Below are 23,986 nucleotides of genomic sequence, written 5' to 3'. Positions count from 1 at the left end.
TACGTTGTCGCTCAGTCGAGCGGCACCGGCGAGGACGCCGAGACGACCAGGTAATCGCGCGCGAAGGCCCCGCGCTCCTTCGCGAGGGCGAGCGGGACCGGCCGGTAGAGCAGCGTGGCGGTGACGTTCGCGGTCGCCGAGCAGCCCGCGGGGATCGCGAAGCCGTGCGACGTCACCGCGACGCTCCCCGGCGCGATGCGGTTGTCGCTGGCGATATCGACGGCGCGGTGCTGCGGCGCGTGCCGCGCGCCCGCCGGATCGACGAGCACCTTGGCGAAGGTATACCCCGCGGCGCCGGCGAACGCGGCGGCGGGCTGGCCGTCGGCGGGCGCAGCGGCGAGGGGCGCGCCGAGGTAGACGATATCCCCGTCCTGCGCGGGGATCGCGCCGCTCAGGGTGATCACGCCGCCGTCCGCCGCGACCACCCGCGCCTCGCCGACCGGCGCGCGGACCTCGAGGCCCTTGTCCGCGGCGTCGAGCGACGGGTCCGCGAAGCGGCCGATGCCGGTGTAATCGTCGTAGACTCCGGTCGGGCGGACGATCCGCACCACGTCGCCCGCCCTCGCGCGCGCCGCGCCCTCGTCCCAGGCGAGCTGGGCGCCCGTCAGGGCCGCGCCCTGGCCCACGCGCGCCTCCGCGAGCGCGCCCCCGGTGTCGTTCACCGTCATGCCGCTCGACGGCGAAAGGGGCGCGCGGCACGCCTCCGCCGCGACGAGCAGCACGAGCGCGCGCATCGGCTCCCCGGTCGGAACGGCGTGGCCCGCCGCGCCTCCGGCCAGGGAGACCGTGACCGCGAGCTCGCCCGACGCCGTTGATGCGTCGATGCGGACGTCGACCGCGCCCCGGATGAGCCGCGGGGACCCCTCCAGCGGGCCCCGGAAAATATGGGAGCGGACCGTCCCCGCCGGGCGGACGAAGCCGAGCGAGACGCTCGCGTTCGCCTCGTTCGTCACGTCGAGGCTGCTCTTCAGCGAGAGGACCCCTGGCATGTGGCAGGCCTGGCATTGCGTGGCCGGGCGGTTCCAGGAGCTCGCGGCCCACTCGGAGAACGTCTGATGGATCGGGAGCCCGTCTGGCCAGCGGACCGGATCGAGCGCCGCGCCCGGCAGGAGCGCCGCCTGCTTCTGCTCGTGGCAGCCGCCGCAGAACTCCGAGGCCGAGAACTTCGGCTGGTAGCTGCCGCCCATGAACCTGTTCGGCACGTCCGGCCGCGGGCCGAACATCACCTCCAGGAGCCTCGACGAGGGATCGGGCGAGCTCCTCTCCTGCGGGCGCTGGACGATCAGGGCCCCGGCGACCCCGGGCGGCTTGCTCAGATCGACGTCGCGGATCTTGTGGCAAGCGTCGCAGTGGTCGCCCTTCTCGAACGCGATGCCGGTGGCCTCGAGGAGGTCTCGCCCGCCCGCGGGGCCGTCGATCCCCGCAGCGTGGCAGTCGGCGCACGCGCCGAACGCCGCCGGGCGCACGGCCTCGGGCAGCGCGGGATCGTCGCACGAGGGCTGCGCTTCCCCGCCGCACGAGGGATTGAGATCCGGCAGCACGCCGCTCCCGAGATAACACCGCATCGCAGCGCCCCCCTCGCTGCCAGGGACGCGTCCGGCCTTCCAGCGCCCGCCCGCGGCGCCGCACGAGGCCTCGTCCGTGTGGGCCATCGAGACCCCGGCGTAGATGGCCTGGAGGAGCGGATTCCTGGCCGACCGCGCGTGCCCCGACTCGAGGAACTGGGCCACGAGCGTCGTGTGGCAGTGATCGCAGAACCGCGTCGAGTTGTGCGGGTCGCCGTCGCCCGGATCGCCGTAGGTGTAGCCGAGCGCGTTGTCCGGCGGCGACGCGCGGCGAAGGGCGATCTCCGCCGGCCCGTCGGGGACGACCTCGAATTCGATACCGTCCGTCCGGTATCCGATCTTCGCCGCGACAACGGTCGGCTGGCCCGGGATGTCCCGCGTGATCTCGATGGAGAACGCGCCGTCCGGGCCGGTCACGAGGGCCGGCTCCCCGCCGGCCTGCATCACGATGGCGCCCTCGAGCGGCGCCGCGCCGTCGGTGACGACGCCGGTCACCGTGAACACACGCGGCAGCTCCTCCAGGGCGCCTCCAAAGCCCGTGGCCGCGCTCACGTACGTGGTCGCCGTCACCGGGTGCGCGCCCGCGCCCTGGCCGCCGCCGCCGTGGCCGCCCGGCGGCGCCTCCCCCGCGCACGCGCCGCCGAGCACACAGGCGGCGAGCGCCGCCGGAAGCGTGGAGGTTCGCAGCCGGGTCAGGGGTCGCGCCGCCGTTCGCATCCCGGGGATCGCCACCGTAGACCCGGCGCGACCTCCTGTCGACGGCGAGAGGCTACCGCGACGTCCGGAGCTCCGAATACGGAGACGCCGGCGCTCCGGCCTTCGAGGGCTGCGCTACCGGTCGTTGCGGCGACGGCGAGGGCGGCGGGACAACCCCCCGCGACATCGGCCCCCACGACGGCGGGGGCGCCGGCGGCGGGGGCGCCGGCATCAGGGGCTGCCCCGGCGGATCGCCCAGCTCGGCCGCGCTGAGCTGCTGCGTGCTGCCATCCCCGGACAGCGTTGTCTCCGTCGCGGCTGCATAGGCCTCGGCGTGCTCGAGGACCCGCACGAAGTTCCCGCCCATCAGACGGAGGATGTCCGCATCCGAGTAGCCGCGACGGATGAGCTCCAGCGTGAGGTTCGGGGCCCCGGCGCTGCCTGCGAGCCCCTCCTTGAGCGCCTCGCTCCCCTCGAAGACGGAGCCGAGGGCGACATGCTCGATCCCCGCGATCTTCACCACGTGATCGATATGGTCGATGATCCGCCACAGCGGCGGCGTCTTCTGCCCCTCCTGGGTCCTGAGCTTCTCGATCTCCTCGCGGAGCGCCTTCGTGTCGCCCGGGAGCCTCTCGCCGAGCTCCTTGAGGTGCGCCCCGTACTTCTGCGCGAAGCGCGCCGACTGCTCGGCATATGCCTCGTCCAGGAAGAGCGCCCAGGAGTTCACCATGACGAGGCCGCCGTTCTCCGCGATCGCGCGCAGCATGTAATCGTCGAGGTCGCGGCGGCGGTGGCCGGCGGCGGGCATCGTGGAAGAGGTGATGATCGGCGCCCTGGCCACCTTCATGACGCCCTGGAACGTGCTGTCCGATCCATGCGAGACGTCGACAAGCATGCCGATCCGTTGCATCTCGCGGACCACGGCCTCACCGAAGGGGGAGAGGCCGCGGTCGCGGACGTACCCGGGATCGAGCGCGCCTCCCGCGGAGCCTGCCCAGTCGTTCGTGGTCATGTGCGTGAGCGCCATGGTGCGGACGCCGAGGCGATAGAACGAGCGCAGCGCAGGCAGGGAGTTCTCGATGGCGTGCCCGCCCTCGATGCCCATGATCACGGCGATCCTGCCTTCGCGCTCGGCGCGGCGCACGTCTTTCGCGTCGCGCACGAGCATCAGCGTCTCGCGGTGGCGCTCGATCTGACGGTGGGTCGCTTCGATGAGATCGAGCGCGCGGCGCGCGGCGCTGCCGCCGAGCCGCGAGGACGAAGGCGGCGCGGGCGCGCCGACGTGGATCGGGAAGAACGCGCCGGTGACGCCCGCCGCCTTGTTCCTGGCGACCTCCGCGGCCATCAGCTCGTCGTCCGAGCTCACCTGCGCGAACGAGCCGCCGAGGAGCAGCGAGGGCACGCCGCTGTGGCCATCCACGAGGATCGCCTTGGCTTGCAGCCGCGCGGCCCGCTGCTCCGGCGTCTCGAGCCCCGGTGGGGTCGCCGTGAGGTCGGGCGCCGACGTGTACCAGGGCCCGACGTCGGCGGCGGACGGCGCGAAGACATCGGGCGCCGCCGCGGGCGCGGGGGAACGAACGCAGGCCGCGAGCGACGCGGCGGCGAGCAGCGCGAGCATTGGCGAAGTGCGCATGACCGGATCGTACCATGCGAGCTCGGCGGGAAAGCCAGCCATGAAGGTGGCAGGATCGTGCGCCGGAGAGGCGAGGCAGCACCGCCGCTGGGCGCCGACATATCGGTCCAGGTGGCCCCTATGCCTTGATGACCCCCGTTGTGAGCCACCGGTGGAGCAAGGCTGGTGCCGCCGGCGCGCGCCGCGGAGCCGCGATCGGCCAGAGCAACCAACGGGTCGAAACCCCGGAAAAGAGCAGGGTCTTGAGCCGCCGAGGCGCCAGGGACGCCGAGAGAGTGCTCTGTTCTTGGCGGCAGGCGGCTCATTTCTCGCTCGATCGACGTGTTCGGCGCTCTAGACTCGAACGGAAGACCCGATGTCGCTCCGACAGCGCGATTACCTCCTCCGCATGATCGAGCAGCTGGCCGAGGCCATCGGCCGGATCGCCGGGCTCCGGCGCGCCGGCCAGCTCGACGAGGCGGAGCTGCTCGTCCGCACCACCGCCGACGGGCTCTTCGGCCCGATGCGGGACATGCTCGACCGGCTCGACGCCGCGGGCGCGGCCACCCTGCTCGGCGACCACGAGAAGATCGGCGCGTACGCGGCGCTCTGCGCGGAGCAGGCCGAGATCCTCGAGCTCCGGGGCCGGGCCGCGCCGGCGCTCGCGGAGCGCAGGCGCGCGCTCGAGCTCTACCTCGAGGCGGTGAGCCGCGCGCCCGAGGGCAGCCCCCGCGCGCAGGAGGCCGCGCGCGCGCTCCTCGGCCGGCTGGACGCCGCGCGCCTGCCGGAGCGGTACCGCGCCCTCGCCGCGAAGCTCGGCTGATCGGGGCAGCGGGGCTCGCCTGCCGCGCGCGCTGCGCCCCGCGGTGAATGCCAGGTTGCAACGGCGCTGGCGCGCGACCATGACATGGGGAACCCCTGTGGAGACGACCCCCTCGTCCGCCAGCTTCGCCGCGCTCGGCATCGCGCCTGCCCTCCTCGACGTGCTCGCCCAGCTCGGTTACGAGGAGCCCACGCCGATCCAGCGCGAGGCGATCCCCCACCTCCTGACCGGGCGCGACCTGCTGGGGCAGGCCGCCACCGGGACCGGGAAGACGGCCGCGTTCGCGCTGCCGCTGCTCCAGCGCCTCCAGATCGGCGGCGAGCCGCCCGGCCCCCCCCAGGCGCTCGTGCTCGTGCCGACCCGCGAGCTGGCGATGCAGGTGGCCGAGGCGATGCACCGCTACGGCCGCCGGCTCGGCGTGCAGGTGCTGTCCGTGTACGGCGGCCAGCCGTTCGGGCAGCAGCTGCGCGCGCTCCGCCGCGGGGTCCACGTCATCGTGGCCACGCCGGGCCGGACGCTCGACCACATCGGGCGCGGCACGCTCGCGCTCGACGGCATCCGCACCGTCGTGCTCGACGAGGCCGACGAGATGCTCGACATGGGCTTCGCCGAGGCGCTGGAGGAGATCCTCTCCGCCACGCCGGCGGCGCGGCAGACCGTGCTCTTCTCCGCGACGCTGCCCCCGCGGATCGCCGCGATCGCCGGCCGGCACCTGCGCGAGCCGGTGCGGGTCAAGATCGCGGGCGAGAAGGCGGCCCCCGGCGAGCTCCCCCGCGTCCGCCAGACGGCGTACATCGTGCCGCGGGCGCACAAGTCCGCCGCGCTCACCCGGGTGCTCGACATGGAGGACCCGTCGTCGGCCATCCTCTTCTGCCGCACCCGCAACGAGGTCGACGAGCTGACCGAGGCGCTGCGCGCCCGCGGCTACGAGGCCCAGGCGCTCCACGGCGGGTTCTCGCAGGAGCACCGCGATCGCGTGATGGCCCGCTTCCGCGCCGGCACGGCCGAGCTGCTCGTCGCCACCGACGTCGCGGCGCGGGGGCTCGACATCGAGCATGTCTCGCACGTCATCAACTACGACGTCCCCTGCGCCCCCGAGGTGTACGTCCACCGCATCGGCCGCACGGGGCGCGCCGGCCGCGAGGGCGCTGCGATCACGCTTGTCGAGCCGCGCGAGCACTACCTGATCCGCAACGTCGAGCGGCTCACCGGGCAGCGCATCGAGGCCGCCACCCTCCCGACCGTGGCCGACCTGCGCGCGCGGCGCCTGGAGCTGACGCGCGCCTCGCTGCGGGAGGCGCTCATCGAGGGCGGCGCCGAGCGGTTCCGGGTCGTGGTCGAGGCGCTCGCCGACGAGTTCGACGTGATGGACATCGCGGCGGCGGCGGTGAAGCTCGCCCACGACGCGACGGAGGGGGACCGGGAGGAGGACGAGGCGGAGATCCCGTCGTTCCGGCCGCCTCCGCGCGGGCCGGAGCGCGCCCGCGACGACCGCGCGCCGCGCGGGCCCGCGGGGCCGCGCGGGCGCCCGGGCGAGGCGCAGGCGCGGCCGCGGCGGGAGACGCGAGAGGGGCGGGAGACCGACGGCAACGTCGCCCGGCTGTACGTCAGCGCGGGGCGCGCCGCGGGCATCCGGCCGGCCGATCTGGTCGGCGCCATCGCGAACGAGGCGTCGCTGAGCTCCCGCGACATCGGCGCCATCGAGATCGCCGACGGCTTCTCCACGGTGGAGGTCCCGGCCGACGCGGCCGACGCCGTCATCGAGGCGCTGCGCGCCACACGGCTGAAGGGCCGCAAGGTCCAGGTCCGCCGGGACGACGCGGGGTCCCGCGAGGCGCGAGGCGGGGCGGCCGAGGCCCGAGGCGGGACGGCCGAGGCCGAGCCGCGCGCCGGCTCATCCGAGACCCGGAACGGCGCGGCGGGCATGGCGCCCCCGCGGCGTCGCCCACGGGCCTGAGCTCCATGACAGCCAGCGCTGGCGTCTGCTCCGCTGGAGAGCCGGAGAAGCGGTTCGTCATCACGACAGCTTTTTGTTCCTGGCGGCGCTCCAAGCGTCCCTGGCAGCCCTCACTGTGTGTCCCTGGCGGTTCGCGCGCCGCGCCGCTTCGCGTCGTTATCAGCCGCGGATGGCCAGCCCGCGTGTACCGAGGACGGTGAGATCGCGGGAAAGGGTCTCCGATGCGGCAATGTTAGCCGTGGCCTTTCGTTGCCCTTCGAATCGGTAGGATCCGGACCCGCGTCGTCGTCCCATCGACGGTGACAGTGCTCGAGGGTCGCCGACTGCAGACCAGTGAACGGCCTCTATCCCTTCGCCCTTCAGGAACGGTGCCCAGGTCGGCGAGAGGTTCATGTCCACCAGAACTTTCATGAAGCCTTCAGCGGGAGCTCGACCTCCTCGACACGCCATGCCGCATAAGAGAGCGCCGCCATCACGTCATCCCTCTCGAGGTAGGGATAGAGCTCGAGCACCTCCTCGACCGGGTGCCCCGCAGCCAGCAGTCCCAGCATGGTGCCCACCGTCACCCTCATCCCTCGGATGCAGGGCCGGCCCCCCATCACCGCGGGGTCGTGCGTGATCCGTTCCAGCAGCTCCGTCGGCATGCTGGCGAGGCTACCTCATCGTCGGCTCCTCGCTCCCGTCAGTTGCTTTCTCGGTGAATGCGCGACCGCACCGCCGGGCGGGCACGGCCGGCGCCCAAGCTGCCGCGGCCGGTCGCGGTGGCGGTAGCGGCGCGTTTCATGCTCACAGCAACGCGGGCATGGCCCCCCCGCGGCGCCGCCCCCCGGGCCTGAGCGCCACCGCCCCCCCGGGACGCCAGGCTCAGTCGGCGGTGGTCTTCCGCCGCTGGAACTGGGCGAACAGCGTAGCGCGGACGTCGTCGTGCAGCGGCTCACCCGGGAGCCCCTGGAGCGCGTCGATCGTCAGATCCATCTGCTTCAGGTAGGTGCGGCACCTGTCGCACCACGCGAGGTGCCGCGCGCAGCCCTCCTCCTGCTCGGAGGACAGCTTCCCCTCGCTTCTGTCGGTGATCATCTCGGTCAGCTGACAGCACGTGACGATCATGCGCGCTCACCCCCTCGTCATGTAGCGCTCGAGCGCGGCCCTGAGCTTCGATCGGCCACGGTGCAGGAGGACCCGCTGGTTCGCCTCGCCGATACCCAGGATCTCGCAGACCTCGTCGGACGGACACCCCTCCACGTCGCGCAAGAGGACCACCGCACGCTGTCCAGGCGCCAGCGTCTCGAGCTCTCGCTGAAGCACGGCCCCTATCTCCTTGCGCAGCAAGAGCACCTCCGGGCTCTGCTCCGTCCACGGAACAGGCGGAGTCGCCCAGTCACCGATGCTGTCGAATCGGGCCGGATCGACCGCCGGCTCGCCGCCGTGATCCCCGTCCTCCAGCCAGGAGACAGGGACCATGCGCTTCTCTCGAGCGCCCCACGTCCTGGCGCGGTTCGTCAGGATCCTGAACACCCATTCTTCAGCGCGGAGCGCCCCTCGAAGCGCACGAGCCCATCGAAGACCGCCGCCCAGGTGTCCTGGACGACCTCCTGCGCGCCGGCGGGGCCGGCGACCGCGCGGGCGAGCCGGAGCATGGGTGTGTGGAGCTGGGTCACGAGCTGCTCGAAGGCCTGCTCGTCCCCCGCGAGCAGCCGGCCGACGAGCGCGATGTCGTCCGCCGGCGCCGCGCAGCCGGGCGCAGCCGCGTTGCCCGGCGCGGCGGGCGCGGTGGGCGCGGCGGGCGCGAGGAGCGGGCCTATCTCGGCCGATGCGCGCTGCGCCGTTGCGGCCTGTTTGCCGTCGGCGGCGGCCGAGGGGTCATGGGACACGCGGAGCAGGGTATCACGCCGCCGAGCCCCGCATCAATCGACGCGGATCCGGGGCGGCTCGCCCCGCGGACGACGACGGCCGGCGCCCCGGTCAGAGCGATCTCAGCGCGTCCGCGACCTCCTTCGGCTTCGTCAGGAAGGGGGCGTGGCCCGCGTCGATCGAGATGACCTTCTCGCAGGGCAACGCCGTGTACTGCTGCTTCTGCTCTGCAGGGCTGATGGCGAGATCCTTGAGCGCCTCGATGTAGACCCGGGGGACCCTCCCCCACCTCTCCTCCGTGACATGGATCGGCTCGTCGAACGGCTTCGCGGGCTCCTCGCGCAGGTGGCTCTCGAGCCGCGCGACGTCCTCTGGAGAGCAATCCTGGCAGAAGGCGTCCGCTGCCCACCCCTCCTTGAAGGTCAGCGTCGTGCCGTCCTCCGAAGCGGCCGCGTACGCCTTGATCGCGGCCCCTTCGTCGTCGGCCCACTCCTGGCTCAGCGACTGGCCGTCTTTCATCAGGAAGGCGGTCAGGTAGACGAGCTTCTTCACCTTGTCGGGCCGCTGCTCGGCGGCCTGGCTCACCACGGTGCCGCCCATGCTGTGACCGACGAGGATCACGGGGCGCGAGGCGCTGTCGATGGCCTCCACCACGGCGTCGGTATAGGCCTCCAGGCCGGCGTCCGCGACGGGCGTCTGGTCCTCGCCGTGAGCCGGTAGATCGAGGGCGATCACCTCGTTGCCGCCGGCCTCGAGGAGCGGCACCACCTTGTCCCATGCCCATGCGCCCACGAAGGCGCCGTGGACGAGGACATACGTGTTCTTGTCCGAGCCCTGGGGCCCGCCGCCCCCCGTGCTCCCGTCCGTGTCGCTGCCGCCGCAGCCGGGCAGCGCGGACGACATGAGCGCAGCGGCCGAGATCATGGTGCCAGACCGCAGGACCTTGCGAAGCAGACCGTTCATGGATGTCTCCTCATCGTCGCGAGGCTCTCCTCGAGCGCGACGTCATCGGTATTTCGACGTGCGATGGATGCGCGCGCCCCTGCGCCCGGGCGTGTCCCCGGCGCCGCGACGGCTATCCCGCTACCTGCACAGTCTCGGAGGGGGGCCGAACGTTACAGCCCGATCAAGGAATCGTCCGAAGGCGGCCGGAGCCGCGTCCGCCAGTGGGATGGCGCCGCGCGCGGAGGCGCGGTGACAACCCGCGCGCCCGGCGGACCTGGTGGCGATGCGCGTTCTGGGCTAGACGCCTCGCCATGCCATCGGAGAGCGCCCTGCCTGGCGGAGACGATCTCGTCGCGCGCGACCGCCGCTGCGTGATGCACCCGTACGCCGCGCCCATCTCGAGCGCGCCGCTCTTCGCGGTCGAGCGTGCGGAGGGCGTTCGCCTCACCCTGACGGACGGCCGCGAGCTCATCGACGGCATGGCGTCCTGGTGGGCCGCCATCCACGGCTACGCGCACCCGGCGCTGACGGCGGCGATCAGCGCCCAGCTCGGGCGGATGAGCCACGTGATGTTCGGCGGGCTCACCCACGCGCCCGCGGTCGAGCTGTGCGAAACGCTGGTGGCGCTCACGCCCGAGCCGCTGACGCGCGTCTTCCTCGCCGACTCCGGATCCGTGTCGGTCGAGGTGGCCATCAAGCTCGCTCTCCAGTTCTTCATTGCGCAGGGGCGGCCCGAGAAGCGCCGCCTGATCAGCGCGCTCGCCGGCTACCACGGCGACACGTTCGGCGCGATGGCGGCCACCGATCCCGTCAACGGCATGCACCACCTCTTCCGCGGCGCGCTCGCGCAGCACCTGTTCGCGGAAGCGCCCGGGCCGGCGTTCGACGCGCCCTGGTCGCCGGACGCCCTGAGCAGCATGGCCGCGCTGCTCGAGCGGCACGCGCACGAGGTCGCCGCCGTGATCCTCGAGCCGATCGCCCAGAACGCCGGCGGGATGCGCTTCTACCACCCGCAGTACCTGCGCGAGCTGCGCGCGCTCTGCGACCGCCACGGCGTGCTGCTCCTCTTCGACGAGATCGCGACCAACTTCGGCCGCACCGGGGAGCTGTTCGCGTGCCACCACGCGGACGTCGCGCCGGACATCATGTGCCTCGGCAAGGCCCTCACCGGCGGCACGATGACCCTGGCCGCCGCGCTCTGCACGGAGCGCGTGGCCGCGACGATCGCGGGCAACGAGCCGCGCGTGTTCATGCACGGCCCGACGTACATGGGCAATCCGCTCGCCTGCAGCGCCGCGCTGGCCAGCATCCGGCTCCTGCTCGCCTCGCCGTGGCGCGCGCGCGTCTCGGCCATCGAGGCGCAGCTCCGCCGCGAGCTCGCCCCGTGCCGCGCGCTCGACGCGGTGGCCGACGTGCGCGTGCTCGGCGCCATCGGCGTTGTCGAGCTCAAGCAGCCCGTCGACACGGCGCGCGTGCAGCCGGCGTTCGTGGAGCGCGGCGTCTGGTTACGGCCTTTCGGGAAGCTGGTCTATACCATGCCGCCTTACATCATCGAGCCAGCCGACCTATCGCGGATCAGCGAAGCGATCGTGGGCGTGGTGTCGGGGCTCTGAGCCGCGGGACGGCGCGCCTCGGGTGAAGGGCGCCCTTGAATCGAACCTGGACGCCCGCCTGGTAACTCCGCCGTGCTAGCGTGCGCGCGCAAGCCATCGCTCCGGCGCACACGGAGCCCGCACGACGACGGGAGGTACGAACATGACCAAGGGCGCATGTCTTTGCGGAACGGTCCGCTTCGAGATCGACGGTCCGTTCCAGACCATGCTGAACTGTCACTGCTCGATGTGCCGTAAGTTCCACGGCACGGCGTTCACCACGGCCGTCGTCGCGCCGCTGCCCGGCTTTCGCTGGCTCGCCGGCGAGGACGCCATCCGCCCCTCCTGCGCGAGCGACCGCCGCTCCTTCTGCGCCACCTGCGGCTCGGCCACGCCGATGCTCCTCCCCGAGAGGCAGCTCGCCGTGCTCCATGCCGGCAACCTGGAGGGCGATCTCGGGATCGAGCCGAAGTTCCACCAGTTCGTCGGCTCCAAGGCCCCCTGGTACACGATCACGGATTCCCTGCCGCAGTTCGAGGAATGGCGGCCCGAGATGCAGGCGCCGGTCGTCTCGCGCCCAGCGGCCCCGCCGAAAGAGGGTGTCACCCAGGGGAGCTGTCTGTGCGGCGACGTGGCCTTCGAGTTCGATGGCACGCCCCTCCGCATGGTGAGCTGCCACTGCACGCGCTGTCGCCTAGGGCGCAGCGCCGCGCACGCGACCAACGTCTTCGTCGCCCTGGACAGCTTCCGCTGGATCCACGGCGACGCGCAGATCGCGAGTTACAAGGTGCCCGACGCGCGGTTCTTCACCGTCGCGTTCTGCAAGCGCTGCGGCAGCGCGGCCCCCCGCCTGTCACCCGAGCGCGGCTTCGCCGTGGTGCCCGCGGGCACGCTCGACACCGATCCCGGCATCCGCCCCGCAGCCCACATCTTCGTGGACTCCAAGGCGAGCTGGTTCCCGATCACCGACGACCTGCCGCGGTTCGCCGAGTACCCGCCCCAGGCCTGACGACGGCATCACGCGAGCTGCCACGGCACCGTCACCGTACGAGCAGTCCTGCAACGACCCCGTGCGCACGCGCGGTCACTCAGGCATCCGGGCGCCGCCCTGCCCGGAGCGCGTCTCGCCGAGCGAGCAGCCACGTGTGCGCCTCGCCCTCCGTGTCGAAGAGCTGCTGCGGGTAATGCCGTCCCGTGATCATCTGCACGCCCTTCGCGAGGAGGGTCAAGACGACGCGCAGGGAATAGCTCGCTCCGATGATCGCGACAGCATCGATGCGCGCTGCCCGCGCTCCTTCCGTCACCACCTTGCGCGCCGGCGCCGAGAGGGGGCCCGTGTGGCGCATGTCGGCGAGCACCAGGACGTCGCGGCCGCTCTCCGCCACGCGCCGGATCACGCCGAGGACAGCGCGCGCTCGGTCTTCCGTGACCTCGCCGTGGATCGCCACCCGCAGGATGCCGTCGGGCTCGTCACGAACGTCGGGGCTCACGTCGTTGAGGCCGAGATCGCTCATGCCACCCATGCTAGCGCCTCGACCGCGCGGCGGGGTGGCTACTCTCACGGTCCGCCGGGCTCGGCTCGATGTCCGAGGCGAGCCCGACGCCGAAGCGGGCCGCGCTCGCCCGGAGCGGCAGGAACAGCCCGACGACGGCGGCGGCGTGCACCGGGGCGAAGTAGGCGATCGCGACGAGGCGTGTGCTGCCCTTCAGGGTGGATCTCCCATGGCCTCACGCGGCCGCGCTGGAGCGGCCCGCCCGGCGGGGCCGGATCCGCGCGAGGCCGCGCGGATCCGCTCTGCAGGACGACGCCTCGATGCGCTGCGGCTCGAGCCCGAGCTCCCGCATCTTCTCCGCGTCCCAGGCCTCGATCGGATCGCGCCCGGCGATGTAGCTGCGTGATCGGTTGGCGAGCGGCGCGCGCAGGCTCATCACCTCGGGCGCCGACATGACGACGCACGCTTTGTAACGGGGCAGATCGCTCGTCATCAGCCGATTCCACACGTGGCGGCCCACGTTGTGGAGGCTCCCGAGCGCGCGGCTCAGGCGCTGGAAATGGTCGATCACCTCGGAGGGGTGCAGCCGGGGCGGGCGGTGGCAGAGGGTGTATCCATCGAGGTCCCGGCTGATCACCCCGGGAAGGAGCCGGCCCTCGGCCGCCACCTGCGCGAAGAAGGGCGTCTCCGGGTACGGGCAGACGATGCCCAGGAAGGTCGGGCAGTGATCGCCGAGATCATGCAGGTACTCGGGCACCCGCTCGAGGTAGTCGTTGGTGTCCCCGTCCGCGCCCACGAGGAGCCCGAAGGAGAGGACGATCCCGCTCGCGAACGCCCGCTGGATGACCTCCCGCACCTCGCTCAGCTTGTTCTGGCCCTTGTTCATCGAGCTGATCGACTCGGGGTTCAGCGACTCGAGCCCTGTGTAGACGTAGCGGCACCCTGCCCGCCCCATGAGGCGGACGAGCTCCGGGTCGCGCAGCACGTTGAACGTGAGCGCGCAGCCCCAGATCTTCTTGAGGGGCATCAGCGCCTCGCAGAGCTCGCGCAGGTAGCGAGGCGAGCCCCCCAGGTTGTTGTCGAGGAAGCTGAACACATTGTTGGTCACCCCCGGGATGCGCTGGTTGAAGATCATCCGGTCGCGGATGTCCCGGATCACGTGGTCGATGGGGCGATAGCGATACTGTTCGTGCCCGGTCAGCACGCAGAAGTTGCAGGAGAAGGGGCACCCGCGCGACGCCTCGATGCCGGGCAGGCGGACGAGGTTGTTCCGGTAATCGACAAGGTCATAGCGGTAGGTGGGGATCTGCTCCGGGGGCACCGGCGGGAGCGCATAGACGGGCTGGAGCTCGCCCCGCCGGAAGTCGGCGATGAGGGCCGGGAGGTTGGCCTCCGGGTCCTCCGCGACCACGGCGTCGAAGTGCTGCAGCGCGTCCGCGCGGAAATGGCTCGCGTGCCGCCCGCCGGCCACGGTGGTCATGCCTCGCCGCCGGAACAGCGTGGAGAGGACCTTGGTGTGCTCGTAATAGGCGTGCAGGTACGAGAAGAAGACCAGGTCCCAGTGGCGGTCGAGCGGGATGTCCGTTTCCTTCTCGTTGTAGAGCTCGATCTCGGCGTCGGGCGGGCACAGGGCCGCGAGCAGCTCGGGCACGGACGATTGCATGATCGAGCGCTCCTTGCGGAGCAGTCGGCTCGGGTGCGTATAGGTCGAGATGATTGCGATGCGCATCGAGGACACTCCTGGTTCAGTTCAGGACGTATCACACCCTCGAGGCAAGGAGGACGGAGACGAGGAGGCGGGCAGGAGCGGCACAAATGCGCACTACACTGGGCAGGGGTCAGCCCAGCGAGCACTCCACACGACATGAGGACACAGGAGGAACCTTGGTCGGCCCCCGGATCCCGAGGCGCTAACCAGGCTCGTCCGGTCGCGCGAAGGGCCCCGCTCCACCCCACCATCGGTCACCAACGTGGTCGTTCACGACCACGACCACGTAAACGTTCAGAGGCAGCAGAACGCGGCGCGAATCTTCGTTAACGCCTAGGCCCGGGTCCCACCCCCGTCATGGTCGCGTAGACGAACCGCACGATTTAGATGTAATTCACATCACAGTCTTCAACCAGATGATCATCGAATCGAAACATCTCCTCGCGCAGCATCCCGGGCTCCGGGGGTCGGCCGGACTGGCCAGTTGCGATTTCATGGAGACGTGACATTCACAACGCGCGTTCCAGCATAGCGTGAAAGTGGCCGCTGCTGTCTGCGTCGGCCATTCCTTGCAATCGTCTTCGAAGGCCAACAGGTGTCATCGTGCTAAAGTTACCCTTGTTCCCGCGCGCCCTCTCGCGCGCGGGGTATTCTCTTCTTCGGCGTGACCGCGTTCGATGGACGGCGGCCATGGCGCTCGCGACCGCCTGGGGCTGCGGCGGCTCGCCGGAGCTCGGTGAGCTCGGGACCGCCGAGCAGCCCGGCGATCTCGGGACCGCCGAGCTCGCCGCCACCCTCCCGAGCGGGCGCGTGGTCATCAGCCAGGTGTACGGCGGCGGGGGCAACGCTGGGGCCGTCTTCACGCACGACTTCATCGAGCTGTTCAATCGGTCGAACGAACCGGTGTCGCTCGCGGGGTGGTCCATCCAGTACGCGAGCGCCAGCGGCACGGGCGCCCTCGGGGCCACGACGACCCAGCTCACGGAGCTGCCCGCGATCACCCTGCAGCCCGGACTGTACTTCCTCGTGCAGGAGGCCGGGGGCTCGGGCAGCGGTGCGCCGCTCCCCGCCGCCGACCTCGTCGATCCGACCCCCATCAACATGAGCGGCTCGGCCGGCAAGGTCGCCCTCGTCCGGCAGGCCACGGGCCTCGGCTGCAACGGCGGCACCGCGCCCTGCTCGGCGGCCCAGGAGGCGCTGATCGAGGATCTGGTCGGCTTCGGCGGGGCGAGCTACTTCGAGGGCGCCGCGCCGGCGCCGGCGACCGCCAACGCGACGGCGTCGCTCCGGCAGGGCGCCGGCTGCCAGGACACGGGCAGCAACGTCGACGACCTCTCGACCGGGGCGCCTACCCCCCGCAACACCTCGACCGCCGCGCTCGAATGCGGCGGCGACACCCCACCGGCGGTGACCTCGACGGCGCCCGGCGACGGCGCGACGGGCGCCGACCCGACCGCGAGCCTGAGCGTGACGTTCAGCGAGGCGGTCGTCGCGGCGGAGGCCTTCGAGCTCTCCTGCGCGGGCAGCGCGCGCCCGATCGCGGTCAGCGGCGGCCCCCTCGCCTTCACGCTCACGCCGGCCGAGCCGCTCCCCCCGGGCGCGGCGTGCCTCCTCGTCGTGCGGGCGAGCGGCGTGCAGGAGCAGGACCCGGGGAGCAACGGGACGATCGACCCCTTGCCCGCCGACGTCTCGGTCTCGTTCACCACGGCGCAGGCGGCGCAGGCGCTCGCGATCCACGACATCCAGGGGCGCGCGCACCTCTCGCCGCGTTCGGGCGCGGTCGTGAAGACGACAGGCCTCGTGGCGACCTTGCGCAGCAACGGCTTCACCGTGGAGTCGCCGGCGCCGGACGCCGATCCGGCCACCTCCGAGGGGCTGCTCGTCTTCACCGGCGCCGCGCCGTCGGTGAGGGTCGGCGACCTCGTCGAGCTCACCGGCGAGGTCACGGAGTACCGCGCCGGCTGCGCGGACCCGTGCACGCCCTCCCGCGGCAGCGCGTACCACAACCTGACGGTCACCGAGCTCGCCCGCCCGCAGATCACCGTCCTCTCGAGCGGCCACGCGCTGCCGGCCCCGGTCTCGATCGGCTTCGCGCCCGGCGCGCGCCGCCCCCCGACGCAGGTCATCGAGGACGACGCCAGCGGCAGCGTCGAGGCCGCGAGCGGCTTCGACCCCGAGGCCGACGGCATCGATTTCTGGGAGAGCCTCGAGGGCATGCGGGTGAGCATCAACGCCCCGGCCGTCGTGGGCCCCACCCGCGAGTTCTCGAGCTCCGGGACCGCGGAGATCGCGCTGGTCCCGGGCGACCGCGACGCGGCCACGGGCGACGCGGCGGGCCTGCGCAGCGCGCGCGGGGCCGTCGTCGTCAGCCCCGGCGACTTCAACCCGGAGCGGATCCTGCTCCAGATCCCCCTGCGCGCCTCGCCGCCCGCGCTGGACGTGGGCGCCACGTTCGCCGGGCCCATCGTGGGCACGGTCGACTACAACTTCGCCAACTACAAGCTCTTGCCGGTCGACGAGGCGCTCCCCGCGGCGACCTCGACGCTCTCGCGCGAGGTCACGTCGCTCGGACCGCGGACCGCCGACGACCTCGACGTGGCCGCCTTCAACGTCGAGAACCTCGATCCGGGCGATCCGCAGGACAAGTTCGATCGCCTCGCGCGGATCCTCGTCGACAACCTCGGCAGCCCCGACCTCGTCGCGCTCGAAGAGGTCCAGGACAACAGCGGACCGACCAGCAATGGAGTGGTGGACGCCTCGACCACGTTCGCTCGGCTCATCGCCGCGATCGCGGCCGTGCCGGGCGGGCCCAGCACCTATCAATTCCGCAGCATCGATCCGGCCGACGGCACGGACGGCGGGGAGCCCGGCGGCAACATCCGCGTTGGCTTCCTGTTCCGGACCGACCGCGGGCTCGAGTTCGTCGATCGCCCGGGCGCCGGCGCCCTGACGCCGAACGAGGTGCTCGGCGGCGCGGGCGGCGTGTCGCTGCGCTACAGCCCCGGCCGCATCGACCCGGGCAATCCGGCCTTCGCCAGCAGCCGCAAGCCGCTGGCGGGCGAGTTCCGCTGGAACGGACAGCCGCTGTTCGTGGTGGCCAACCACTGGAACTCCAAGGGCGGCGACGAGCCGCTCTACGGGCGCTTCCAGCCCCCGACCCTCTCGAGCGAGGCCCAGCGGCGGCAGCAGGCCACCGTGGTGGCCGGCTTCGTGCGGCAGATCCTCGACAGCGATCCTTCCGCCAACGTCGTGGTCCTGGGCGACCTGAACGACTTCCAGTTCTCGGCGCCGCTCGGCATCCTCAAGGACGCCGGGCTGACGACGCTCATCGAGACGCTCCCGCCGGAGGAGCGCTACACGTACGTGTTCGACGGCAATGGCCAGTCGCTCGACCACGTGCTGGTCAGCGCCAACCTGGCCGGGCCGAAGCTCATTGGCTTCGACGTCGTCCATGTCAATGCGGAGTTCGCCGACCAGGCCAGCGACCACGACCCCGGCGTCGCGCGCTTCCGCATCGCGCCCGACATGGATGGCGACGGCGTGCCCGACGCGAGCGACAACTGCCCTGCCGAGCCCAACGCCGCTCAAGGCGACTCCGACGGCGACGGCCTCGGCAACGCATGCGACCTCGAGTGCATCAGCGTTCGTCGCGGCGCGTTCGGCGCCGTGCAGGACTCCTTCGTCGAGGGTCCCACGACGGGCTGGGCGTACGGCGCGTATCCCTACCTCATCACCAGCGCGAGCGCGGTCCAGCCGGCGACGGCGGTCCTCGCCTACGATCTGTCGTTCATCCCGGAGGGCTCCAGCGTGACCTCGGCGACGCTATCGCTGTCTTATGCCTGGAAGCCCGCGGGCAGCGTCGTGACCGTGCACCGCGTGAACGGCGCCTGGGAGGAATCGACGCTCCATGGGGGCGGGTTCAGCGGATACGGCCCTGCCGTCGAGGCCTCCCTCGCCACGCTGGCGCAGACCGACGCGTTCGTCACCGCCGATCTGACGTCCCTCGTGCAGGGCTGGGTCGATGGCGCTCAGCCGAACCACGGTGTCGCGCTGGTCGACGAGAGCAACAGGACGGACTTCCGCGCGAGCGAGTATCCCGACGCCGCGCGCAGGCCGAAGCTCGACGTCTGCTATCACGCGGCCGAGTGATCCGCCGGCTCGACAGCGCCTGTCCGCCCCATCGCTCTCGGTGACATCCCTCAGCCGCCGCGCCGCCCGCGGCTCCCGCGCCTGCGCAGGAAGTCGATGAACGCCGAGAGCTTGGGCGGCACGTGCGCCCGGCTCGGATAGTAAAGGAAGTACCCCGGGAAGGGCGGACAGAAGCCCTCGAGGACGCGCGCGAGGCGCTTGCCGCGGAGCTCGTCCCGCACCGTCGCCTCCAGGACGTAGGCGAGCCCGATGCCGTCGACCGCGGCGCGGACCATGAGATCGGGATCGTTGCACACGAGAGGCCCGCTCACGGCGATGTCGAAGTCCTTCCCGTTCTCGGTGAACTCCCACCTGTAGACGTTCTGGCTCGTGATCTGCCGGTAGTTGATGCACGCGTGCGCGTGCAGGTCGCGCGGGTGCTTTGGCTTGCCGCGCGCAGAGAGATACGCCGGCGACCCCACGACGGCGATGCGCTGGTCCTCGCTGACGCGGACCGCGATCATCTCGCTGTCGAGCGTCTCGCCGAGGCGGATGCCCGCGTCGAACCCTTGCGCGACGATATCCGCGAGCCCGTCCTCGATCGCCACGTCGACGCGGATCTCCGGGTAGGCCGCGACGAACGCCGCGAGCACCGGCTCGATCACCTGCCGGCACGCGATCCTCGGGACGTTCAGCCGCAGCGTCCCGGCGGGCCGATCGCGCAGCTCGTCGAGCGCCTCGAACGAGGCGCGGACCTCGGCGAGCGCGGGCCGGAGCCGCTCGAGGAAGCGGGCGCCGGCCTCGGTCAGGCCCACGCTGCGCGTCGTGCGCTGGAGGAGCCGCACGCCGAGCCGCCGCTCGAGCCCGGTGATCGTCTGGCTCACCGCCGAGGGCGTCACGCGCAGCTCCGCCGCCGCCCGGGTGAAGCTCCGCTTCTCGGCCACGACGAGGAGCACCGACAGGCCCGCCAGGTCGTCCTGGATCATGAAGCGCAGCTTAACATCCCGTGCAGATTCACCCCGTTATTCGGCGCAGCGCCGCGGCGTAGGCTCCCCGTCGAAGGCAGAGGAGAGAGACCCATGAGCACTGCAAACAGCGGATCCAGGATCTGGTTCATCACCGGCGCGTCCTCGGGCTTCGGCCGCGCGATCGCCGAGGAGGCGCTCCGGCGTGGCGACTCGGTGGTGGCGGCGGCGCGCGGCGAGGGCGCGCTCGCGGACCTCGCGGGCGAGGCGCCGGGGCGCGTCGAGGCCGTGAAGCTGGACGTCACGAAGCCGGACGACATCCGCCGCGGCGTCGCGGCGGCGCTCGCGCGCTTTGGCCGGATCGACGTGCTGGTGAACAACGCGGGCTACAGCCTGGTCGGCGCGGTCGAGGAGACCAGCGACGAGGAGCTCCGCGCCGCGATGGAGGCGATGTTCTTCGGCGCCGTGGCGCTCACCCGCGAGGTGCTGCCGCACATGCGCGGCCGCGAGAGCGGCGCGATCGTCCAGATCACGAGCATGGGCGGCCTCACGACGGGGCCCGGCTTCGGCGCCTATTGCGCCGCGAAGCACGCGCTCGAGGGGCTCTCGGAGTGCATGGCCGCCGAGCTCGCGCCGCTCGGCGTCCGCGTCCTCATCGTCGAGCCGGGCGCGTTCCGCACGCGCCTCTTCGGGGGCGCCTTCCGGTCGATGCCGGCGCTCGACGCCTACGCGCCCACCGTCGGCGCGACGCGCGCGTACGCGGCCGGGTCCGACGGATCGCAGCCGGGCGATCCAGCGAAGGCGGCGCGCGCGATCGTCGATGCGATCGGGCTCGACCCGATGCCGCTCCGCCTGCCGCTCGGCGCCGACGCGGTGAGCGGCATCCGCGCGAAGCTCGCCCGCGTCGCGGCCGACGTCGACCGCACCGAGGCGATCGCGCTCGACACCACGGTGGACGCCGCGGCGACCGGCGCGGAAACTTCCTAGCTCACCCCATTCCCCTCTTGTCGCAATTTTCTCAGCTGGCGAGTTTTCGTTTCCACCAGGATCAGCCCCGCCATCCGCTGGAATTCACCCCGGTCAAGGTACGTGATTCGTACCTGGAAAGGTCGCTGATCCATGATTCGCCACGTGCTCCTCGGCAGTCTGCTCCTCGCCGCCCTCGCCTCGTGTTCAAGCTCACCCTCCGAAGGATCGGACAACGCCGGTGGCGCTGGTGGTGCTGGTGCCTCTTCGACGGTGGCAAGCTCGAGCGGAACCGGCGGCTCTCCTTCGAGCTCCGCTTCGAGCAGCAGCTCCGCGGCCGCCAGCTCCGGCTCCGCCGGGGGCGGCGGTTCGGCGGCCAGCAGCGGCTCCGCGGGGGGCGGCGGTGGCGACGGTGGCTCGTCCGGGGAGGGCTGCTCGAAGGACATCAAGATCCCGACCCTGGCCGAGCTGACGGCGAACCCCAAGATGCCCGATCCGTTCACCTTCCTGGACGGCACCAAGGTGACCTCGAAGGCCGACTGGGCCTGCCGCAGGAAGGAGATCAGCCTCCTCGCCCAGGAGTTCATCTATGGCAAGAACCCTGGAAAGCCCGAGTCCATCGAGGCCACGTTCAGCGAGGGGAAGCTGGCCATCACCGTCTCCAACGGCGGGAAGTCGATCCAGTTCTCGGTGAGCATCAAGGCGGCCACGGGCGGAGGTGGCGGGCCCACGCCGGCGATCTTCAGCATCGGCGCGTCGGCGCCGGCCGGCGTGGCGACGATCGACTATGGGAGCGTCGGGGAGTCGCTCGCCAAGTCGACAGGGAGCCAGGGGCGCCGCGCGCCCTCGGGGTTGTTCTATGAGCTCTACCCCGACCACAAGTCCACCGGCTCGCTCATGGCGTGGGCCTGGGGAGCGAGCCGCGTCATCGACGCCCTGGAGATGACGACGGGCCACAACATCGACACGACGAAGCTCTCGGCGCTCGGTTGTTCGCGCAACGGCAAGGAGGCCGGCGTCATTGGCCTCTTCGACGAGAGGATCGCCCTCGTGGCCGCGCAGTCGCCCGGCTCCGGGCTGGCGAGCGGCTGGCGCCCCGCGGAGGCGGAGAAGGCCGCAGGGGCGAACGTCCAGACCGCCGCCCAGATCTTCGGGGAAGAGAACTGGATGGGAGACGCCTTCGAGGACTTCGGCAACAGCAACGTCAGCAAGCTGCCCATCGACCAGCACGAGGAGCTCGCGCTGGCCTGGCCGAGGCCGATCATCATCATGGAGGGCACGAACGACGGCTGGAACTGCCCGAAGTGCGTTTACACGACGATGAGGTACACCCAGATGATCTACGACGCGCTCGGCTCCAAGGACTACCTGGGCTTCCCTCACCCGAACCATGGTCACTGCGCTCAGGCGGGGACCTTCGCGGTGGAGTACTGGAACAAGTTCGTCGACCGGTTCCTCAAGGGACAGTCCGTGAGCACGGCCGACCTGTTCACCGAGAGCTTCACGTTTGACGTGGCCAAGTGGCAGGACGGGGACATCCCCACGCTGGATTGACGCGCTTCAGGCTTGCGCGCTCGCCTTGGGCCGGCGCGTCACTTCGCGCCGGCGCGCCGCAGCACCTCGGCGCGCTCGGCGTCGGTCGGCTCGCGCTGGCAGTCCTTCCCGGCGCTCTGCAGGACATCGAGCTGGCGGACGAGATCCTGGGGATCCACGCTCAGGCATCCTTCCTCGAACTCGGAGCACTCGGCGACCGAGAGCGCCGTCCCCGCGACATAGCGGCAATCGGGATCCCCGGGTGGGTACCTCAGGAAGGTGGAGGCATTCGTGAGGAGACACGCCGCGTCCGACGGCGTGTTCGCCTTCTTGCAGCGCGCGGCGGCGATGCGCGCCATCCGGTCCAGCTCGGCCGCAGGATACACGGGAACCCGGGGGCGGGCGGGCTCGGCGCTCGCGGCGCCGGCGGCCCGCGGGCCCGCGGCGGGCTGCGGCGCTCCGGAACACGCGCTGGCGAGGAGCGCGCACGCGCCGGCGAGGACGAGCAAGGACCCCCCAGGCCTCATGGAGCGACAAGTACCATACCCGCTTCATCGCCCGCAACGCAGCGAGGCTCCTCCAGCCCTCGCCGTCGCGCGGTCACGGGGGGACCGTGACGATGCGCCGGCCGGCGCACGCGTGGCTCGAGACGTGAGCAGACGGGGGCGACGCGACGAGGTAGAACCAGGCGGAGTGAACAGGGAGAGAAACGTGACCGCCGCGAAGTCCACCCGGAACGATGTGCAGGGCGCCCTGGAGCTCGCGGTGTTCGCCGGGGGCCGCGTGACGCGGCACCCGCTGCCGGCCGAGGGCCGGGTGTCGCTCGGGCGGTCGCCGGAGAACGACGTCCCGATCGACGACAGCTCCGTCTCGCGCCGGCACGCGATCCTCCACCTCGGCCCGCCCATCGCGATCGAGGACCTCGGGAGCGCGAACGGGACCCGCCTCCGCCGCGAGCGCAGCGTCGGGCCGACGACCAAGCTCCTCGAGCTCCAGCCCGAGGAGGGCAAGACGATGGAGCTCTCGGTCGGGGACGCGGTGAACCTCGGCTCGACGCTGATCGTGATCCTGCCGCGCGAGGGCGCCGCGAGCGCGGCGCCGGGCCAGGGGCAGGGCCAGCCCATCGTGCTCGACCCGGCCATGGAGCGGCTCTACGCGCTGGCCGAGCGCGTGGCCGGCGCGCCGATCACCGTGCTCTTGCTCGGCGAGACGGGCGCCGGCAAGGAGGTGCTGGCCGAGCACATCCACCGGCGCTCGCCGCGCGCGCAGGGGCCCTTCGTGCGGCTCAACTGCGCGGCGCTCTCGGAGTCGCTCCTCGAGAGCGAGCTGTTCGGCCACGAGCGGGGCGCGTTCACGAGCGCGGTCCAGGCGAAGCCGGGCCTCCTGGAGACGGCCGAGAAGGGCACGGTGATGCTCGACGAGGTGGGCGAGCTGCCGCCCAGCATCCAGGTGAAGCTCCTGCGCGTGCTCGAGGAGCGGAAGGTGATGCGCGTCGGGGGGCTGAGCCCGCGGCCCATCGACGTGCGCTTCATCTCGGCGACGAACCGCGATCTGGCGTCCGAGGTGAAGCGGGGCGCTTTCCGGGAGGATCTGTTCTTCCGGCTGAACGGCATCGCGCTGACGATCCCGCCGCTCCGGGCGCGGATCGCCGAGATCGCGCCGCTCGCTCGGGCGCTCGCCGATCGGACCGCGGGCGCGCTCGGGCGCCCGGCGCCGGCGTTCGCCCCCGAGACGCTCGCCGCGCTGGAGTCGCACCGCTGGCCCGGCAACATCCGCGAGCTGCGCAATGTCATCGAGCGCGCGGTCGTGCTCTCCGGCGGGGACACGCTGCTCCCGGAGCACCTCCTGCTCGACGCCGCCGCCGCGCTGCCGCCCTCCGAGGCGCGCCCCGCGGCGGCGCCCGTCGAGGCGCGCCCCGCGGCGGCGCCCGTCGAGGCCGCCGCGGCCTCCCTGGCCGACGTCGCGGGCGGCTTACGGAGCGAGCTCGACGCGATCGAGCGGCGGCGGATCGTCGACGCGCTGGAGCAGTGCGCGGGGAACCAGACGCAGGCCGCGGCGCTCCTCGGCATGCCCCGCCGCACCTTCGTGGCCCGGCTGAGCGCGTACGGCATCCCGCGGCCGCGCAAGGGGAAGGCCACGCGCTGACGCGGCG

The 23,986-nt window shown here is 72.0% G+C and carries 20 protein-coding genes; 8 read left to right on the top strand and 12 right to left on the bottom strand.

Annotated elements, in window-relative coordinates:
• Positions 1 to 11: 11 nt before the first annotated feature.
• Both WMF11_RS03855 and WMF11_RS03850 read right to left on the bottom strand, forming a co-directional pair.
• Positions 12 to 2,282, bottom strand: a complete 2,271-nt coding sequence (locus WMF11_RS03855) for a hypothetical protein (protein ID WP_437976453.1) — start codon at positions 2,280 to 2,282, stop codon at positions 12 to 14.
• Positions 2,283 to 2,334: 52 nt separating this feature from the next.
• A complete protein-coding gene (locus WMF11_RS03850) occupies positions 2,335 to 3,894 on the bottom strand; it encodes a dipeptidase (protein WP_437976452.1) in 1,560 nt (519 codons plus the stop codon).
• 355 nt (positions 3,895 to 4,249) lie between these two features.
• Here WMF11_RS03850 and WMF11_RS03845 point away from each other — a divergent pair, with 355 nt between their 5' ends.
• Positions 4,250 to 4,696 carry a hypothetical protein gene (locus WMF11_RS03845; RefSeq protein ID WP_437549557.1) on the top strand — a complete coding sequence of 149 codons (447 nt, stop codon included), beginning with the start codon at positions 4,250 to 4,252 and terminating at the stop codon, positions 4,694 to 4,696.
• 79 nt (positions 4,697 to 4,775) lie between these two features.
• Positions 4,776 to 6,653 (top strand): DEAD/DEAH box helicase, encoded by a 1,878-nt coding sequence (locus WMF11_RS03840; RefSeq protein ID WP_437976451.1) that lies wholly within the window; start codon positions 4,776 to 4,778, stop codon positions 6,651 to 6,653.
• A 407-nt stretch (positions 6,654 to 7,060) separates the two neighbouring features.
• On the opposite strand, the gene WMF11_RS03835 is transcribed toward WMF11_RS03840, so the two are convergent.
• From WMF11_RS03835 to WMF11_RS03815, 5 genes are all read right to left on the bottom strand, one after another.
• Positions 7,061 to 7,297, bottom strand: coding sequence for a DUF433 domain-containing protein (locus WMF11_RS03835; RefSeq protein WP_437976450.1), 237 nt, complete (start codon positions 7,295 to 7,297; stop codon positions 7,061 to 7,063).
• Positions 7,298 to 7,517: 220 nt separating this feature from the next.
• Entirely contained in the window at positions 7,518 to 7,730 is a 213-nt protein-coding gene (locus WMF11_RS03830) for an anti-sigma factor family protein (protein ID WP_437976449.1), read from the bottom strand.
• A 36-nt stretch (positions 7,731 to 7,766) separates the two neighbouring features.
• On the bottom strand, positions 7,767 to 8,114 hold the full coding sequence (locus WMF11_RS03825) for an RNA polymerase sigma factor (RefSeq protein WP_437976448.1): 348 nt from the start codon (positions 8,112 to 8,114) through the stop codon (positions 7,767 to 7,769).
• 38 nt (positions 8,115 to 8,152) lie between these two features.
• Positions 8,153 to 8,524, bottom strand: a complete 372-nt coding sequence (locus tag WMF11_RS03820; RefSeq protein WP_437976447.1) for an RNA polymerase sigma factor — start codon at positions 8,522 to 8,524, stop codon at positions 8,153 to 8,155.
• Between the two features lie 91 nt (positions 8,525 to 8,615).
• On the bottom strand, positions 8,616 to 9,467 hold the full coding sequence (locus WMF11_RS03815) for an alpha/beta fold hydrolase (RefSeq protein ID WP_437549552.1): 852 nt from the start codon (positions 9,465 to 9,467) through the stop codon (positions 8,616 to 8,618).
• Positions 9,468 to 9,760: 293 nt separating this feature from the next.
• Between WMF11_RS03815 and bioA the strand changes: the two genes are divergently transcribed.
• Both bioA and WMF11_RS03805 read left to right on the top strand, forming a co-directional pair.
• Positions 9,761 to 11,062 carry an adenosylmethionine--8-amino-7-oxononanoate transaminase gene (bioA, locus tag WMF11_RS03810; RefSeq protein ID WP_437976446.1) on the top strand — a complete coding sequence of 434 codons (1,302 nt, stop codon included), beginning with the start codon at positions 9,761 to 9,763 and terminating at the stop codon, positions 11,060 to 11,062.
• A 142-nt stretch (positions 11,063 to 11,204) separates the two neighbouring features.
• Positions 11,205 to 12,050: a GFA family protein gene (locus tag WMF11_RS03805; protein ID WP_437976445.1), complete on the top strand. Its 846-nt coding sequence runs from the start codon at positions 11,205 to 11,207 to the stop codon at positions 12,048 to 12,050.
• Positions 12,051 to 12,129: 79 nt separating this feature from the next.
• On the opposite strand, the gene WMF11_RS03800 is transcribed toward WMF11_RS03805, so the two are convergent.
• The 3 genes from WMF11_RS03800 to WMF11_RS03790 form a co-directional block, all read right to left on the bottom strand.
• Complete coding sequence (locus WMF11_RS03800) at positions 12,130 to 12,555, bottom strand: STAS/SEC14 domain-containing protein (protein ID WP_437976444.1); 426 nt, start codon at positions 12,553 to 12,555, stop codon at positions 12,130 to 12,132.
• A gap of 10 nt (positions 12,556 to 12,565) precedes the next feature.
• Positions 12,566 to 12,706, bottom strand: coding sequence for a hypothetical protein (locus tag WMF11_RS03795; RefSeq protein WP_437976443.1), 141 nt, complete (start codon positions 12,704 to 12,706; stop codon positions 12,566 to 12,568).
• A 63-nt stretch (positions 12,707 to 12,769) separates the two neighbouring features.
• Positions 12,770 to 14,263 (bottom strand): B12-binding domain-containing radical SAM protein, encoded by a 1,494-nt coding sequence (locus WMF11_RS03790; protein ID WP_437976442.1) that lies wholly within the window; start codon positions 14,261 to 14,263, stop codon positions 12,770 to 12,772.
• A gap of 669 nt (positions 14,264 to 14,932) precedes the next feature.
• On the opposite strand from WMF11_RS03790, the gene WMF11_RS03785 reads away from it, so the two are divergent.
• The gene (locus WMF11_RS03785) at positions 14,933 to 18,391 is read left to right on the top strand and encodes a DNRLRE domain-containing protein (protein WP_437976441.1); all 3,459 of its coding nucleotides are present in this window, start codon (positions 14,933 to 14,935) and stop codon (positions 18,389 to 18,391) included.
• Positions 18,392 to 18,441: 50 nt separating this feature from the next.
• On the opposite strand, the gene WMF11_RS03780 is transcribed toward WMF11_RS03785, so the two are convergent.
• Positions 18,442 to 19,356: a LysR family transcriptional regulator gene (locus WMF11_RS03780; RefSeq protein WP_437976440.1), complete on the bottom strand. Its 915-nt coding sequence runs from the start codon at positions 19,354 to 19,356 to the stop codon at positions 18,442 to 18,444.
• A 93-nt stretch (positions 19,357 to 19,449) separates the two neighbouring features.
• Here WMF11_RS03780 and WMF11_RS03775 point away from each other — a divergent pair, with 93 nt between their 5' ends.
• Positions 19,450 to 20,322: an oxidoreductase gene (locus WMF11_RS03775; RefSeq protein ID WP_437976439.1), complete on the top strand. Its 873-nt coding sequence runs from the start codon at positions 19,450 to 19,452 to the stop codon at positions 20,320 to 20,322.
• 252 nt (positions 20,323 to 20,574) lie between these two features.
• Positions 20,575 to 21,855 (top strand): glucuronyl esterase domain-containing protein, encoded by a 1,281-nt coding sequence (locus WMF11_RS03770; RefSeq protein WP_437976438.1) that lies wholly within the window; start codon positions 20,575 to 20,577, stop codon positions 21,853 to 21,855.
• Positions 21,856 to 21,893: 38 nt separating this feature from the next.
• On the opposite strand, the gene WMF11_RS03765 is transcribed toward WMF11_RS03770, so the two are convergent.
• Positions 21,894 to 22,361 carry a hypothetical protein gene (locus WMF11_RS03765; RefSeq protein WP_437976437.1) on the bottom strand — a complete coding sequence of 156 codons (468 nt, stop codon included), beginning with the start codon at positions 22,359 to 22,361 and terminating at the stop codon, positions 21,894 to 21,896.
• A 184-nt stretch (positions 22,362 to 22,545) separates the two neighbouring features.
• Here WMF11_RS03765 and WMF11_RS03760 point away from each other — a divergent pair, with 184 nt between their 5' ends.
• Entirely contained in the window at positions 22,546 to 23,979 is a 1,434-nt protein-coding gene (locus WMF11_RS03760; protein WP_437976436.1) for a sigma 54-interacting transcriptional regulator, read from the top strand.
• Positions 23,980 to 23,986: the final 7 nt, after the last annotated feature.

This window comes from Sorangium sp. So ce295 (assembly GCF_051527405.1).
In the GTDB taxonomy this organism is placed as follows: Bacteria; Myxococcota_A; Polyangia; order Polyangiales; family Polyangiaceae; genus Sorangium; species Sorangium cellulosum_B.
Note: the sequence above shows the minus strand (reverse complement) of the source record. Positions and strands in the feature narration are given on the sequence as shown.

Excerpts from the sequence above, each read along its gene's own strand:
- WMF11_RS03855 (WP_437976453.1), bottom strand. The coding sequence starts at position 2,282 with ATGCGAACGGCGGCGCGACCCCTGACCCGGCTGCGAACCTCCACGCTT.
- WMF11_RS03850 (WP_437976452.1), bottom strand. The coding sequence starts at position 3,894 with ATGCGCACTTCGCCAATGCTCGCGCTGCTCGCCGCCGCGTCGCTCGCG.
- WMF11_RS03845 (WP_437549557.1), top strand. The coding sequence starts at position 4,250 with ATGTCGCTCCGACAGCGCGATTACCTCCTCCGCATGATCGAGCAGCTG.
- WMF11_RS03840 (WP_437976451.1), top strand. The coding sequence starts at position 4,776 with ATGACATGGGGAACCCCTGTGGAGACGACCCCCTCGTCCGCCAGCTTC.
- WMF11_RS03835 (WP_437976450.1), bottom strand. The coding sequence starts at position 7,297 with ATGCCGACGGAGCTGCTGGAACGGATCACGCACGACCCCGCGGTGATG.
- WMF11_RS03830 (WP_437976449.1), bottom strand. The coding sequence starts at position 7,730 with ATGATCACCGACAGAAGCGAGGGGAAGCTGTCCTCCGAGCAGGAGGAG.
- WMF11_RS03825 (WP_437976448.1), bottom strand. The coding sequence starts at position 8,114 with ATGGTCCCTGTCTCCTGGCTGGAGGACGGGGATCACGGCGGCGAGCCG.
- WMF11_RS03815 (WP_437549552.1), bottom strand. The coding sequence starts at position 9,467 with ATGAACGGTCTGCTTCGCAAGGTCCTGCGGTCTGGCACCATGATCTCG.
- bioA (WP_437976446.1), top strand. The coding sequence starts at position 9,761 with ATGCCATCGGAGAGCGCCCTGCCTGGCGGAGACGATCTCGTCGCGCGC.
- WMF11_RS03805 (WP_437976445.1), top strand. The coding sequence starts at position 11,205 with ATGACCAAGGGCGCATGTCTTTGCGGAACGGTCCGCTTCGAGATCGAC.
- WMF11_RS03800 (WP_437976444.1), bottom strand. The coding sequence starts at position 12,555 with ATGAGCGATCTCGGCCTCAACGACGTGAGCCCCGACGTTCGTGACGAG.
- WMF11_RS03790 (WP_437976442.1), bottom strand. The coding sequence starts at position 14,263 with ATGCGCATCGCAATCATCTCGACCTATACGCACCCGAGCCGACTGCTC.
- WMF11_RS03785 (WP_437976441.1), top strand. The coding sequence starts at position 14,933 with ATGGCGCTCGCGACCGCCTGGGGCTGCGGCGGCTCGCCGGAGCTCGGT.
- WMF11_RS03780 (WP_437976440.1), bottom strand. The coding sequence starts at position 19,356 with ATGATCCAGGACGACCTGGCGGGCCTGTCGGTGCTCCTCGTCGTGGCC.
- WMF11_RS03775 (WP_437976439.1), top strand. The coding sequence starts at position 19,450 with ATGAGCACTGCAAACAGCGGATCCAGGATCTGGTTCATCACCGGCGCG.
- WMF11_RS03765 (WP_437976437.1), bottom strand. The coding sequence starts at position 22,361 with ATGAGGCCTGGGGGGTCCTTGCTCGTCCTCGCCGGCGCGTGCGCGCTC.